This is a genomic window from Marinobacter persicus (genome assembly GCF_900114155.1).
Taxonomy (GTDB): Bacteria; Pseudomonadota; Gammaproteobacteria; order Pseudomonadales; family Oleiphilaceae; genus Marinobacter; species Marinobacter persicus.
This window is the reverse complement of sequence record NZ_FOSC01000002.1, coordinates 307,514-321,766: the sequence shown is the minus strand read 5'-3', so window position 1 is coordinate 321,766 and position 14,253 is coordinate 307,514. Positions and strand designations below refer to the sequence as shown.

At 59.0% G+C, this 14,253-nt stretch carries 11 protein-coding genes; 5 read left to right on the top strand and 6 right to left on the bottom strand.

What is annotated here, in order from left to right; translation table 11 throughout:
* Positions 1 to 80 precede the first annotated feature (80 nt).
* From BMZ63_RS03465 to BMZ63_RS03450, 4 genes are all read left to right on the top strand, one after another.
* Entirely contained in the window at positions 81 to 833 is a 753-nt protein-coding gene (locus tag BMZ63_RS03465) for a transporter substrate-binding domain-containing protein (RefSeq protein ID WP_091701681.1), read from the top strand.
* A 63-nt stretch (positions 834 to 896) separates the two neighbouring features.
* Complete coding sequence (locus BMZ63_RS03460) at positions 897 to 1,601, top strand: ABC transporter permease (RefSeq protein WP_091701679.1); 705 nt, start codon at positions 897 to 899, stop codon at positions 1,599 to 1,601.
* A 3-nt stretch (positions 1,602 to 1,604) separates the two neighbouring features.
* Complete coding sequence (locus BMZ63_RS03455; protein WP_091701676.1) at positions 1,605 to 2,327, top strand: ABC transporter permease; 723 nt, start codon at positions 1,605 to 1,607, stop codon at positions 2,325 to 2,327.
* A gap of 373 nt (positions 2,328 to 2,700) precedes the next feature.
* Positions 2,701 to 3,762, top strand: coding sequence for a succinylglutamate desuccinylase (locus tag BMZ63_RS03450; protein WP_091701673.1), 1,062 nt, complete (start codon positions 2,701 to 2,703; stop codon positions 3,760 to 3,762).
* Here the strand turns inward: BMZ63_RS03450 and astB are convergent.
* The 5 genes from astB to BMZ63_RS03425 form a co-directional block, all read right to left on the bottom strand.
* Positions 3,744 to 5,084 carry an N-succinylarginine dihydrolase gene (astB, locus tag BMZ63_RS03445; RefSeq protein WP_091701671.1) on the bottom strand — a complete coding sequence of 447 codons (1,341 nt, stop codon included), beginning with the start codon at positions 5,082 to 5,084 and terminating at the stop codon, positions 3,744 to 3,746. The genes BMZ63_RS03450 and astB overlap by 19 nt on opposite strands.
* A gap of 79 nt (positions 5,085 to 5,163) precedes the next feature.
* Positions 5,164 to 6,642, bottom strand: a complete 1,479-nt coding sequence (astD, locus tag BMZ63_RS03440) for a succinylglutamate-semialdehyde dehydrogenase (protein ID WP_091701668.1) — start codon at positions 6,640 to 6,642, stop codon at positions 5,164 to 5,166.
* Between the two features lie 173 nt (positions 6,643 to 6,815).
* The gene (astA, locus tag BMZ63_RS03435) at positions 6,816 to 7,847 is read right to left on the bottom strand and encodes an arginine N-succinyltransferase (protein ID WP_091701665.1); all 1,032 of its coding nucleotides are present in this window, start codon (positions 7,845 to 7,847) and stop codon (positions 6,816 to 6,818) included.
* Between the two features lie 290 nt (positions 7,848 to 8,137).
* The gene (locus tag BMZ63_RS03430) at positions 8,138 to 9,355 is read right to left on the bottom strand and encodes an aspartate aminotransferase family protein (protein WP_091701663.1); all 1,218 of its coding nucleotides are present in this window, start codon (positions 9,353 to 9,355) and stop codon (positions 8,138 to 8,140) included.
* 80 nt (positions 9,356 to 9,435) lie between these two features.
* Positions 9,436 to 10,887, bottom strand: a complete 1,452-nt coding sequence (locus BMZ63_RS03425; protein WP_091701858.1) for an exonuclease domain-containing protein — start codon at positions 10,885 to 10,887, stop codon at positions 9,436 to 9,438.
* Positions 10,888 to 11,053: 166 nt separating this feature from the next.
* Here BMZ63_RS03425 and BMZ63_RS03420 point away from each other — a divergent pair, with 166 nt between their 5' ends.
* Complete coding sequence (locus BMZ63_RS03420) at positions 11,054 to 12,298, top strand: DcaP family trimeric outer membrane transporter (protein WP_091701661.1); 1,245 nt, start codon at positions 11,054 to 11,056, stop codon at positions 12,296 to 12,298.
* 237 nt (positions 12,299 to 12,535) lie between these two features.
* Here the strand turns inward: BMZ63_RS03420 and aceF are convergent, their stop codons facing one another.
* On the bottom strand, positions 12,536 to 14,248 hold the full coding sequence (aceF, locus tag BMZ63_RS03415) for a dihydrolipoyllysine-residue acetyltransferase (RefSeq protein WP_091701658.1): 1,713 nt from the start codon (positions 14,246 to 14,248) through the stop codon (positions 12,536 to 12,538).
* Positions 14,249 to 14,253: the final 5 nt, after the last annotated feature.

The following is a 14,253-nucleotide window of genomic DNA, read 5'->3' as shown; positions in this document are numbered from 1 at the left end:
GGTGCTACCTTTAACCGGTAACAGAACTGAAAACTTCCATAAAAATTAAAGCCCACAAGGCAAAACTGGAGAAGTGACACATGAAAAAACTGATGGTTGCCGCAACAACTGCCCTGGCCCTGATGGCCGGCGGCGCCCAGGCCCAGGACCGCGACCTGCGTATCGCCTTCGACGTTCCCTACGAGCCCTTTGAATACCGCAACGACGACGGCGAGCTGACCGGTTTCGAGGTAGAGCTGGCCGAGGCCATGTGCCAGGAAATGCAGGCCAACTGTGAATTCGTTATCCAGGCCTGGGACGGCATGATTCCCGGTCTGCTGGCCCGCAAATTTGATCTGATCATGTCCTCCATGTCGATCACCGAAGAGCGCGCCAAGCGGGTGAACTTCTCCGAGCCCTACTACATCACCCCGGGTGGCTGGTTTGCTCCGGAATCCTTTAATACCGACGTGACCGACATGGCGGCCATGGAAGGCAAAACCGTGGGCGTGCAGCGTGGCACCACCATGGATTCCTACGTGACCGAGAACATGGGCGGTACCGTGAACATCAAGCGCTACACCACTGCCGAGGATATGGTCCTGGACCTGGAAGGCCAGCGGCTGGACGTGGTGTTCGTTGATTACCCGGTGGGCGAGCAGACTATCCTGAACCGAGAGGGTTTCAAGGAAGTCGGTGAGCCGGTGAAACTGGGTCAAGGCGTTGGTGTAGCCATGCGCAAGCGTGACCGGGAGCTGGCCGATGAGGTTAACGCCGCCCTGAAAACGCTGAAGGAAGACGGCACCTACGACGCCATTATGGAAAAATACTTCAGCTACGACATCAAGATTTAACCCAGCTGTTGACGACAAGCCCGGGAGCAGCGCTCCGCTGCTCCCCGCTTCCCGGATATTCCCATGTTTGATCTGAAAGGTTACGGCCCGGAGCTCGCCGCAGGGGCGTTGGTTACCATTGAACTGGCGTTTTTATCCCTGGCCCTGGCACTCACCCTTGGTTTGCTGGGTGCCAGCGCCAAGCTGTCCGGCAATCGGTTTCTGGCCGGCTTTGCCGCCACGTACACCACCCTGATTCGCGGTGTCCCCGACATCGTCATGATGTTGCTGTTCTACTATGGCGGCCAGGTGGGCGTGAATATGCTGTCGGATTACCTGTGGGAAGCCTACGAGATCGACTTCTTCTTCCAGTTTGATCCGTTCATTTCCGGCGTCGTGACCATTGGTCTCATTTTCGGAGCCTACATGACCGAGACCTTCCGCGGTGCCTTTCTGGCGGTGGAAAGCGGCCAGATTGAAGCGGCACGGGCCTACGGGTTCACCCGCTGGCACACCTTCCGGCGGGTCATGGTGCCGCAAATGCTGCGCCATGCCCTGCCCGGCATCGGCAACAACTGGCAGGTGCTGCTCAAAACCACCGCACTGGTGTCGATCATTGGCCTGACCGACATGGTGCGCGTGGCGGAAGAAGCCGCCAAGGCCGAACGCATGCCCTTTCATTTCTTTATTCCGGTAGCGGCGGTGTATCTGGCATTGACCGCCGGCTCGGAACTGTTCATCAAGTGGCTCGACAAGCGGGCGCACGCCGGCGTGGTCCAGGGGAGCTAAGTGATGCCCGAGTTTATTGTCGAGTGGCTTAATCAGAACGACATTTTTACCGCCATGACCCTGATGGAATACTGGGACGGGCTGGTAACCACGGTCCACCTGGTGTTTCTGTCGCTGATTATCGGGCTGGTGGTGGCGGTACCGCTGGCGATTCTCCGCACGGTGAAAAACCCCTTTGTGTCCGGCCCGATCTGGCTCTACACCTATCTGTTTCGCGGCACGCCGTTGCTGATTCAGTTGTATATTATTTATTACGGGGTGGCGCAGATTCACGGCATTCAGGATTCTTTCTGGTGGGAAATTTTCCGCGAACCGCTGTACCCGGCACTATTGGCGTTCACCCTGAATACGGCAGCCTACACCACGGAAATCATTCGGGGAGCCATTGTGGCCACCCCCCATGGTGAAATTGAAGCCGCGAAGGCGTATGGCATGAACTGGTTCTTGCGCATGCGACGGATCATTCTGCCCAGTGCGGCGCGGCGGGCGGTGCAGGCCTATGCCAATGAGGTGATTTTCATGCTGCACGCCAGTGCGATTGCCAGTGTGGTGACCATCGTGGATTTGACCGGGGCGGCGCGGAATATTTATTCGCGGTTTTATGCGCCTTTTGAGGCGTTTATTTTTGTGGCGCTTTGTTACATGGCGCTGACGTTTTTGCTGGTGTTTGCGTTCCGGAAGCTGGAGAAGCGGCTTTTGCGGCACCAAAGACCAGTCAGTTCTTAGGTTTCGGGTGCAAGAACTGCCGCTGGGGATGCCTTTCCGGAAACCGCTACGAGCTTATGGTGCAAGGCCAGCCGGCAGGGAACGCCTTCTGGAAAGCGCTACGAACATTTGTGCAAGGCAAACAGGCAGGAGGCTTCTCCCGGGAACCGCTACGAGCACCCGCAAGCGGGTCCGGCCCGCAATCATAGATTGCGGTCGTCCGGCTGTCGCATGAAGCTTTGCTTCATAAGCGCTCGGCCAGACCCATGTGCGCTTATCTCAGGCCATCCATGGCCTTCGAAATTCCCGGGAGAAACCTCCTGCCTGTCTGCCCCAGAGTTTTTTCGGGGATTCAATTGCGGTCAACTCACAATCCCTGACTAACGGGGACTATATGAACGCTTCAAACCATCTCTTCGATTTCCACGGCGACTGGCTTACCCACACGCTTACCCACGCTTCTGCTGATCTCTCTGAAACCAAAACCGAGCTACCAGACGGCACTCGTGTGTCGCGCAAGGGCACCGGTATGCTGTGGTTCGCGCCACCCGCCGGGCGGGCCAACCTGAACCAGGAAGCGCTGATTGTCTCTGCCGGGATTCATGGCAATGAGACGGCGCCGATTGAGGTGTTGAACGGGTTGGTGTCGGAGTTGTTGGCCGGTGAGTGGTCGCTAGGTTGCCCGCTGTTGCTGATTCTTGGCAACCCGCCCGCAATGGTGGCGGGGGAACGGTTTTTGGATGTGAATCTGAACCGGTTGTTCAATGGGGCGCATCGGGAGAGCCAATACGAAGGGCTGCCGGAGGCGCGGCGGGCGCGGTTTCTGGAGGAGATGTGTCGGCAGTTTGCGATGGCGCATCAGGAGCTGGCGCTGAGCCATTACGATCTGCACACGGCGATTCGGCCTTCGAAGCGGGAGCGGTTTGCGTTGTATCCGCATGTGGAAGGGCGTTCAGTGCCGCCCGCGGATCAGTGTGCGTTTTTGCTGGAAGCCGAAGTGGAGACGCTGCTTCTCCAGCACAAGGAATCCACCGTGTTTTCGGCGTTTTCCGCCAGCCTGCTAGGGGCGGAGAGTTTTACCGTGGAGCTGGGTAAGGTGGAGCCGCTTGGCCACAATGACCTGCGTCGGTTCCGGGGTATTGAACAGGCATTGCGGCGGCGGTTTCGGGGGTTGCCGGCACCGGAGGCGGGGCCGCCGTTTGATCATTTGACGGTATTCGAGGTAGTTCACGAGATTCTGAATACCGGGCCATCGTTCCGGTTCCATGTGCCGGACGATGTGGCGAATTTTACCGAGCATCCATCCGGCACGATGATCTGGGAGGATGACCAGACCTGCTATCGTGTGGGCACGGCGCCGGAGGCGATTGTGTTTCCGAATCCGGCTGTGCCCGTCGGCCAGCGGGTGGGGCTGCTGGTACGGCCGGCGCCACCAGCTTACAACTGGAAGTCGTAGATACTGCCCAGGCCAAGTATGCCGGTAAGCTCGTCCAGAGCCTTGCGGCTTTCTTCCAGCAACATGGGATCGGCCAGGTCGGCTTGCGTGAGCTCGTCCCGGTAATGGGCCTCCACCCAGGTCACCAGTCGTTGGTACAGGTCATCGGTCAGCAGCACACCGTGATTCATGGCCTTCAGTTCGTCGTCTGTCAGGACCACCCGCAGGCGCAGGCAGGCCGGGCCACCGCCGTTGCGCATGGATTGTTTGACGTCGAACACCTCAACGCTGGTGATCGGCCCATTGCTGAGCAACAACTCATCCAGGTATCGGCTCACGGTTTCGATTTCACGACACTCACCCGGCACAGCCAGCAGCATGCCGTCGGGTGTATTCAGCAACTGACTGTTAAACAGGTAGGAGGCCACGGCGTCCTGCAGCGGGACGTCTTCGGAAGACACCCGCACTGCTTCGAGTTCCACGCCCGCCAACCTCTGGCGAATATCCGCCAACACCCGTTGCTCATCCAGAAACGCCTGTTCGTGGTAGAACAGCGCATTGCCGTTGCCCACGGCGATCACGTCGTTGTGAAACACACCCGCGTCGATGGCGGCCGGGTTCTGCTGGGCATACACGGTATGGTCTGCGGTTAACCCGTGCAGGCGAGCGATGGCCTGCGAAGCCTCCAGGGTCTGTCGGGCCGGGTATCTGGCCGGCGCAGGCGCGGCTTCGTTAAACGCAGCTTTGCCGTAGACAAACAGCTCCACTCCCGGCTCACCGTAGCGGCTGCACAACCGGGTATGATTGGCCGCGCCTTCGTCACCGAAGTGGCTGCCCGACGGTAAGGCCGGGTGGTGGGCGAAGTAGCTTTCGTCCGTGAATATGGCTTTCAGGGCCCGGCCGGTCACCTCGTGTTCAATGGAGCGGTGGAACTTGGCGCTGAGGTTGGCAGGCGTGAAATGCACCCGGTGATCACCGGTATCGGCACTGGGCGAGACGGTTGCCGCGTTGGCCGTCCACATGGCCGAGGCTGAAGAAACCGCTGCCAGCACGGCCGGGGCCGATTGAGCCGCCTGCGCCAGCACATCGGCGTCGTTGCCGGTGAACCCGAGGGCGCGCAAGGTGGGAATGTGTGGCCGCTCGTGGGGCGGCAACACACCCTGCACATACCCCCGGTCCGCCAGCAGCTTCATCTTGGCCAGGCCTTGCAACGCGGCTTCCTTCGGGTTGGCCACGGCGTTCACGTTGGTTTTCGAGGCCACGTTACCCCAGGACAGGCCGGCGTAGTTATGGGTCGGCCCCACCAGGCCGTCGAAGTTGGCTTCCACTGCGTGCGTTACCATGGCGGGCGCCCCTTTTCTGTTGTCTTGAGTGTTGTTGTGAGTCGTGGGTTGTGAACCTTGTGCTTTGCCCCTCAAGGCGTCAGTCGAAGCTCAGGCCCGGTGCCAGGTTGTCCGGCATTTCGGGCTTGTCGGCTTCGAGCGAGGCCATGGGCCAGGCGCAGTAATCAGCTGCGTAGTATGCGCTCGGCCGATGGTTGCCACTGGCGCCGACGCCACCAAAGGGCGCCGCACTGCTGGCGCCGGTCAGTGGCCGGTTCCAGTTAACGATGCCGGCCCGGGCTTCTTCCTCCAGCCGTTTGTACAGCTTGCGGTCGTCGGTCAGGATGCCGGCCGCCAGCCCGAAACGGGTACTGTTGGCCAGTTCAAGCGCTTCATCAAAGCTCTTGTAGCGAATCACTGTGAGCAGCGGGCCGAAGTGTTCTTCGTCCTGCTGTTCAAGGCCGGTGGCGTCGATGATCCCTGGCGACAGCAGGCCGGTGCCCGGTTTCAGTTGCTGCATTTCGAGCAACGGCTTTGCGCCCTTCGCCAACAAGTCTTTTTGCGCGTTCAGCAGTTTATCGGCGGCCTCCGGCGAGATGACCGCCCCCATGAACGGCTGTGGCTCGGCATCAAACTCGCCCACTTTCAGTTTGCCAGCCACCTGTGCCAGTCGGTCAAGGAAGGCGTCACCCTTTTTACCCTTGGGTACGAGCAAACGCCGGGCGCAGGTGCAGCGCTGGCCGGCGGAGACAAACGCAGACTGGATGGTGTGATGCACAGCGGCGTCAATATCGGCCACGTTCTGCACGATCAGTGGGTTGTTGCCCCCCATTTCCAGCGCCAGGATTTTTTCCGGCTGGCCACCAAACTGATGGTGCAACTGATGGCCCACGGTGGCGCTGCCGGTAAAAAACAGGCCATCCACAAGCGGATGGCGGGACAGCGACTTGCCGGTGTCGGCGCTGCCCTGTACCAGGTTTAGCACGCCCTGGGGCAAACCCGCTTTTTCCCAGAGCTTGACGGTGATCTCCGCCACACCCGGCGCCAGCTCGCTGGGCTTGAACACAACGGTGTTGCCCGCCAGCAGTGCGGGCACAATATGGCCGTTGGGCAGGTGCCCGGGGAAGTTGTAGGGGCCGAACACGGCGACCACCCCATGGGGCCGGTGGCGAAGCACCGCGCGCCCGCCGGCCACCTCGGTTTTGGACTGACCGGTGCGGGTGTTATAGGCGTCAATGGAAATGGCGATCTTGCCAATCATGGAGGCCACTTCGGTGCGGGCTTCCCACAGGGGTTTGCCGGTTTCCAGGCCGATTTGCCGGGCCAGTGCTTCCTTGTTCAGCTCCAACTGATGGCCAAACCCTTCCACCAGCGCCCGGCGCTGGGCAAAACTCTTGCGCCGCCAGTCAGAGAAGGCCCTTTGCGCCTCGCGTACGGCAGCGTCCACATCTTCCTGATTGGCGGCGTTGCCGTCCCACACGGTGTCACCGGTTACCGGGTGCTCGGATTCAAACGCGGCTCCGTGGCCCTGAAGCCAGAGGCCGTTGATGTAGAGTTCGCCGGTGAGGGTGTGGCTCATAAAACCTCCTGCTAGCCAGTGCCTGAGTTATCGGGTACGTGTTCCCAAAACACGCTTTAAATACATCCATGTAACGCTCGAGCTCCGCCATCCTTGGCTCCGCACGGTTTTGGGAACACGTACCCGATAACTCTCATAATTTGGTACAAAACCTCATCTACTACAGGTATTGCTCACAACCCCACCTCTTTCAAGGGCGTGACCCGCACCTCGTCATCTTCTGTAATTTGCAAGGCATCCATGACCGCTTTCGGTAAGCGCAGGTGGGAGTCACCGCAGGCCGGGACAATGGCCACGCGGAAATCGCTGAAAGAACCATTGCTGACCATGACCGGGTTGTCGCCATGGTCCATGGACACGGAATCGTCTTGCACCACGCGGCGCAGGGTGCTTTGGCGAATGCTGCGGATGTTGTGCAGAAAGGCTTCCAGCAGCGGGCCGCCGTCGAATATGTCCACCAGTCCGTTAAAGTTGAAGCCTTCGGCCTGGAGCATTTTCAGGGCTGGCCGGGTATCACGGTGTACCTGGCCAATCACCTCGCTGGCGCTATCTGGTAGCAGGGACAGATAGATGGGAAAGCGCGGCATGAGTTCGGCGATGAAGCTTTTGTTGCCCAGCCCGGACAGGCGGTCGGCTTCGGTGAATGACATGTCGAAGAACCGCCGGCCCAGGGCTTCCCACAACGGGCTTACGCCCTGGTCATCGGAGATGCCGCGCAGTTCGGCAAAGATTTTGTCGGAGAAGTGCTGCCGGAATTCTCCCAGAAACAGGAACCGGCTGCGGGCCAGTAGCAGGCCGTTGCCACCACCGCGATAGTCTTCTGCCAGCAGCAGAGAGCCGATCTCGGTGGCGTCGGTCATGTCGTTGGTCAGGTAGAGCGTGGGGGTGCGAACGTGTACGTCCAGCTCGCGGCTGTCGTGTACGGTGATGCTCAGGCGGTAATTGTAGAATACTTCGTCCAGCCCTACCCGGGCCTGGATGCCGCTGACGCCCACGCAGCGGTTTTGTTCCAGGTCTTCGAGCACAAACAGGTAGAGCCCGGCGTCCGGTGGACAGCGGCCTTCGAAGGTGTCCCTGGCCTTGCGGATTTTTTGCTGCAGGATGTCGCGGTCCTGCGGGAGCGTGGTCAGGCCGTTGCCGGCGGCGCCGGTGAGCTCGTAGAGGTCGTCCAGGTCGTCGGTTTGGATGGGCCTTATTATTAGCATTCTTGGGCTCCTGGTTTGGGAGTTTCCGCTTTTGGGGCCTGCTTGTTTGGTGCTGCCTGTTCGGAGTCTGTCGGGTACGGCTTTCCAGGAGACGCTCGAGACATCCCTGGCAGATTTTTGCTCCTGCAAAATCTGCACTTCCGCCCTCCATGGCGGTCGTTCTCTTAGCTGAAGCCATCCATGGCTTCAGATACTCCTTCCAAGCCGTACCCGACAGCCTCCTTATCCTGAAGCAGGCCTCTAATCAGGCACTTCCTGCCTGCACGCACCAAGGTGCGACCCAAGAGCAGTTAAAGGCCTGTCAGTGTTGCCACCGCCCGCTCAAAACGCGCCAATGCTTCTTCAATATCAGTTTCAGGAATAATCAGCGAAGGCGCCAGGCGCACCACATCACCGCCAGCGACGAGTACCATGACGCCTTCATCCAGACCAGCAGCGACAAAATCCTTGGCCCGGCCTTTCCATTCTTCGGTCAGCACACACCCCAGCAGCAAACCGGCGCCGCGCACTTCACGGAATACGCCGTAGCGCTCGCCGATGTCCATCATGCCTTTACGCAGCATGTCGGAATGGGCTTTCACCCCTTTGAGCACTTCCGGCTGGCTGACGGTATCCACCACTTTCTGGGCTACAGCGCAGGCCAGGGCGTTGCCGCCGTAGGTGCTGCCATGGGTGCCCACGCTCAGGCTGGCGGCCACTTTTTCCGTGGTTAGCATGGCGGCAATCGGGAAACCGCCACCCAAGCCCTTGGCGCTGGTGAGGATATCCGGGGTTACGCCATACATTTCGTAAGCGTAAAGGTGGCCGGTGCGGCCGGCGCCGGTTTGCACTTCGTCAAACACCAGCAGCGCATCGTGTTCGTCGCACAGTTCGCGCAGACCCTGCAGGAAGTCTTTATCGGCGGGCAAAACACCGCCTTCGCCCTGAATGGGCTCGACCACCACGGCGCAGGTTTTCTCTTTGGAGATCAGCGCCTTCACCGATTCCAGGTTGTTGAATTCCGCGTGGTGAATGCCACCCGGCGCCGGTTCGAAGCCTTCCAGGTACTTCGGCTGGCCACCCACGGCGACGGTGAACAGGGTTCGACCGTGGAAGGAGTTGGTGAAGGAGATGATTTCGTTCTTCTCCGCGCCAGTATTGTCCCAGGCATAGCGGCGAGCCAGTTTGAAGGCGGCTTCATTGGCCTCGGCGCCGGAGTTGGCGAAGAAGACCCGTTCGGCGAAGGTCAGGTCGCACAGGGTTTTGGCCAGACGCAGGGCCGGCTCGTTGGTCATGACGTTGGACAAATGCCAGATTTTCTCGGACTGCTCGTACAAGGCGCCCAGCAGCCCCGGGTGCGCATGGCCCAGGCTGGTCACGGCGATGCCACCCTGCAGATCCACGAATTCACGTCCGTCCTGGTCCCAAACGCGGGAGCCTTCGCCTCGCACCGGAATGATGTTCCCGGGGGCGTAGTTGGGCACCATAACTTCGTCAAACAGTTCGCGGGAGACGGGGTCTTTGTTCATGGATCTCTCTCAATCAGTCAGTCTTAAAAGAAGCTTTCGGAACTAATACTAACGTGTGCGGGAGTAAGCGGATAGGCCTTTCAAGGCATCACAACCGACGGCTGATGAATGGCCGGCATCTCAATCACACGGTGATGATGGCGCTCCGGTCCCAGCAAAGCCTTGGCCAGTAGTTTGTAGGAATCCAGATCAAAGGTGACGGGAGTGGTGGGCGGCTCAAAGTCAGCCAGGTCTTGCTCGCTATGCAGGGTAGCGATGTGAATCCAGTTCCAGACCACCAGAAAATCCGTGCGTTGCGTGGCTTTATTGTGTTCAACCAACGCCACGGGACCGGCCCAGGGCCAGGTTTTCAATTGCAGGTTGTGGAAGGCAATCTGCATACGTAGGTTGTAGCGGGTGACATCTTCCGCACCTTCGCAGGCCCCCTTGCAGCGGCCGAGCGAACGCTGGAAACAAGGGCCCGGCCCTTGCGGTTCCAGCCCAAGCAACTTGCCACACAAGTCATTTTTGCTGGCAATGCCGCGCAGGGCATTCACTGCGTCTCGTTTGCTGCGGAAAAGCCCGAAGTAGTCACCCAGCCGGTCGGGCGAGATTTCCCTTGCCAGACCGGCCTCCAAATAACCGTCCGCATTGGCCTGCAGCGCAATGCTCACCAGGCTTTTCGCGGCACGGGAACGGCGGTTATAAAGCGGGCTCAGGTTTTTGATTTGTTTGAGCTCGAACAGCAATGCTCCCAGCTCGCCTGCGGTTTCGGTGTAGGCCACCCGGCGCAGGCTTTCGGACATCCTCAGGGCCTTGCCGGATTGATGATCCCCGGCAAAATGGGATGCCACTCGTTGGGCAATGTTGGTGCTTTTGCCCACGTACAGCAGCACATCGTTATCGCCGTAGAACCGGTAAACACCCGGGCGGGATGGCAAATCCCTGAGCATTTCAGCCGGCACGTGGGACGGCGTGCTGGGCCGTTGCAGCAGGGTTGCCAACACCGGCTCCACAGTTTCAGCGCCGCGCTCGGCCAGCACATGCTCGAAAAACGACAGCATCGCGGCCACATCACCCATGGCCCGGTGGCGCTGAACCTGCGGCAGGTTATGGCGCGCCATCAGTGCATCCATGTTGTGGCGTTTGTGCTGGGGATAAAGCGCCCGGGACAAACGCACCGTGCAAAGCACTTTCGCCGTAAACAAATGGCCGAGACGGCGAAACTCCGCTTTCAGAAAGCCATAGTCAAACCGGGCATTGTAAGCCACCAGCACCTTGCCCCGGAGCTGCTCCTCCAGCTCATTGGCGATATCAGCAAACACCGGCTCATCGGCCACCAGCGAATTGCTGATACTGGTCAGCTGTTCGATAAATCCGGAAATGCGGGTTTCAGGGTTCAACAGGGTTTGCCACTCGCCCACCACCTGACCATCGCGCCAGAAACGAATACCGATCTCGGTAATGCGATCCCGCTGCGGGTTACCGCCGGTGGTTTCGATATCCAGGAAGGCGAACGTCTCGCCGGAAAGCAGTGAAGGTTTCTTTGCCATTCGTTGGTTTACGCCGAACATCGACATATAGATGTTTTCCTACCGACCGATCACTCCATAGACATTCGTCTAAATATCTGCCGAATCTGTTTGAATTGTCACACTTTCGTAACTACCTTGTTTTCTGGGTCCAACAAAAACAAATTGATGATTGGAGAAAACAACGATGCAAAACAACAAACTCAGAATGGCAATCCGAGCGACGGCTGCAATGGCTGCTTTTGGTATGGCAGGACAGGCAGCTGCGCTTGACGTGCCAACTGGCGATTGGGAGACCAGCATTTATGGTTTTGCACGCCTGAACGCTTCTTACGATATCGATGAGGACACAGCTACTTCGACTCAAGCTGGTGATTTTTCCAAGATCAACACTGGCGCTGCTGAAGATGATGAAGTAACTGGTCACCTCGGCGCTGACGCAAAGCAAAGTCGGGTCGGTATCAAGACCGTCACACCTGAAGGCGTAAAAATCCTCGTAGAAGGTGATTTCCGCGGGTCAGGTAACTCGGCAGGCAGCCTTCGCTTGCGCCAAGCATATGGCGAATACAAGGGCGTTTTGGCCGGCCGCACATGGTCTAACTTCAACAGCTTTGTAGGCACCACTGCGACGCTAGATTTCGATGGCACCGCTGGCAACCCCGGCATGCAAGATCGGGAGGAGCAAGTCCGGTATACAACCGGCCCCTTGTCGGTAGCACTGGAAGATCCCCGGGGTTCACTTGGCGCGGTAAGCGCTCCAACTACCCAGTGGGTTATTGATCAGGACACAGGCACACTCGCACAAGAGACAGTCGATGCCGCTGTTGGTGACGTTGAAGCCAAGAAAAGTCTCCCTGCTTTGACTGCCCGATTCGAAGACTCCAACGACATGATGTCTTATTCTGCTGCGGCCGTCATTAAGCAGCTGTCTTACGACACAGGTACCGCCGATGACAGCGCGATAGGCTTTGCTGCTTTCGCTGCCGCGAAATTCAATGTTACTGACATGCTCTCCATCCAAGGCGCCGTTAACTACAGCGATGGCGCTAACACCTATGTGTGGCGCACTGGTGACAACTATTACGGCACGGATGGTTACGTCGTAGATGGCGACATCGAAACCATCTCTAGCTACTCTGCCACCATCGGCACAAGCCTTTCCCTCGGAAATGGCAGCAGCGTCAACGTTGGCTACGGTTTGGCCAAGATGGACTGGGATGACGCAGAAAGCGATTATGCAAACAGCCAGAATCAGCTGGAAGCGGTCCGCTCTCAAACCGAAACCAACCAGAAAGTTCACGTAAACTACATGATGACACCAGTGGAAAACGTGATGCTGGGTGTTGAATATCAGTACCTGAAAACAGAAGAAGTGAACGGCGACGATGGCGACGCCAACCGCCTGATGTTCGCTGCGCAGTACAACTTCTAATTCTTCCGTTAGAAGTTAACTCAGCAGAAACCCCGGCCTTTGCGCCGGGGTTTTTGCGTTTATCGGCAACCAATTTCCAGCGTTATCATAGAGGTAGGAAGAAAGAGTGCCGGGCCCCCTTGCCTCCACCAAAACAGCCAGGCTATGAGCACAAATCAACAAGCCCTCCTGAGTGACACAAAAAACCCCGGCCCGAAGGCCAGGGTCTTATTACAACGGCTTTGGCGTTACGCCGCCTCACAGCAACAAGGTACGAATATCCCCCAGCAGCTGCGTTAGCAGGTTGGTAAAGCGCGCCGCATCAGCGCCATTCACGGCCCGGTGGTCGTAGGACAGTGACAGCGGCAGCATCAGCCGTGGCTGGAACTCCTCGCCATCCCACACCGGCTTCATGGCCGCCTTGGACACGCCAAGGATTGCCACTTCAGGTGTGTTCACAATCGGCGTGAAGGCCGTGCCACCAATGCCGCCGAGGCTGGTGATGGTGAAGCAGGCACCCTGCATCTCTGCAGGCTTCAGCTGCTTGTCCCGGGCCTTCTGGGCCAGTTCGGCGCTCTCGGCCGCCAGTTCCCACAGGCCTTTCTGGTCCACGTCCCGAAGTACGGGCACCATCAGGCCGTGCGGCGTGTCCACCGCAATGCCGATGTGGATGTACTTCTTGTGCACCACTTCCTTGCGCTCCATGTCCAGCGACACGTTGAACTGCGGCAGTTCCGCCAGCGCGGCGGCACAGGCCTTCAGCAGGAACGGCAGCGGCGTCATCTTGATGCCTTTCTTCTCGCCGGCCGCTTTCTGCGCCTTGCGGAAGCTTTCCATCTCGGTGATGTCGGCTTCGTCGAACTGGGTCACATGCGGCACGTTCAGCCAGCTGCGCTGCATGTTCACGGCTGTGGCCGCCATCATGCGGGACATGCTTTCGCGCTCCACCTCACCAAACTGGCTGAAGTCCGGCAGCTTCACGCCTGGAATACCGGCACCGGTGGCACCGGCGGCTCCATCCCCCTTCTGGGTTTGTTGCAACTGGCCTTTCACATAGGCCTGAACGTCGTCCTTGAGAATGCGGCTTTTCGGGCCACTGCCCTTGATGCGCGTCAGGTCCGCCCCGAATTCCCGCGCCAGCTTGCGCACGGCGGGCCCGGCATGCACCTTGGTGCCCGGAGCCGGTGGCTCGTAGCCGGAATCCTGTGGCTTGGTATCGGCCTCACTCTTCCCCGGCGCCGGCTCCGAAGAGTCTCCGGATGGTTCAGGCTCAGCGTTTTCCGACGAGGAACTGCCTTCCGCCGGAGAAGCCTCTTGCTCTTCATCGCCGTCTTCCTCAACCGTCATTTCCAGCAGATCGTTGCCTTCGGACAGCTTGTCGCCTTCCTTGACCAGAATCTTGCTGATCTTGCCGGCAAAAGGAGAAGGTATCTCCATCGTGGCCTTATCGGATTCCACCGTCACCAGCGGATCCTCCTCGCTCACGGTGTCGCCTTCGGCCACGTTGATTTCTATCACCGGCACGTCGTCAAACCCGTCCAGGTTCGGCACTTTCACCGTTTCCTGACGCGAGCCGCCTTTTTTCTTTGGCCTGGATTCTTCCGCTTTTGGCTCGTCAGCGCCTTTCTCGGCGTTTTCTTCGGGTTTGTCTTCGGACTTCTCTTCAGACTCTGCCCCGGCCGGCTCTTTCTCCGGCTCCTCGGCAGGCTCGTCGTCTGAGCTCGCACCCTCACCGCTGGCGTCGATCATGCCGACCACATCGCCCTCCTTGACCTTGTCACCCACCTTGGCGGTGATTTTGGTGATCTTGCCGGCAGCGGGCGACGGCAGTTCCACCGAGGCCTTGTCCGATTCAATGGTCAGGATCGGGTCTTCCGCCTCAACCGAATCGCCCTCGCTGACGGTGATTTCGATGATCTCGACTTCATCAGCGCCGCCGAGATCGGGAACCTTGATTTCCTGTTCACTCATGGCGG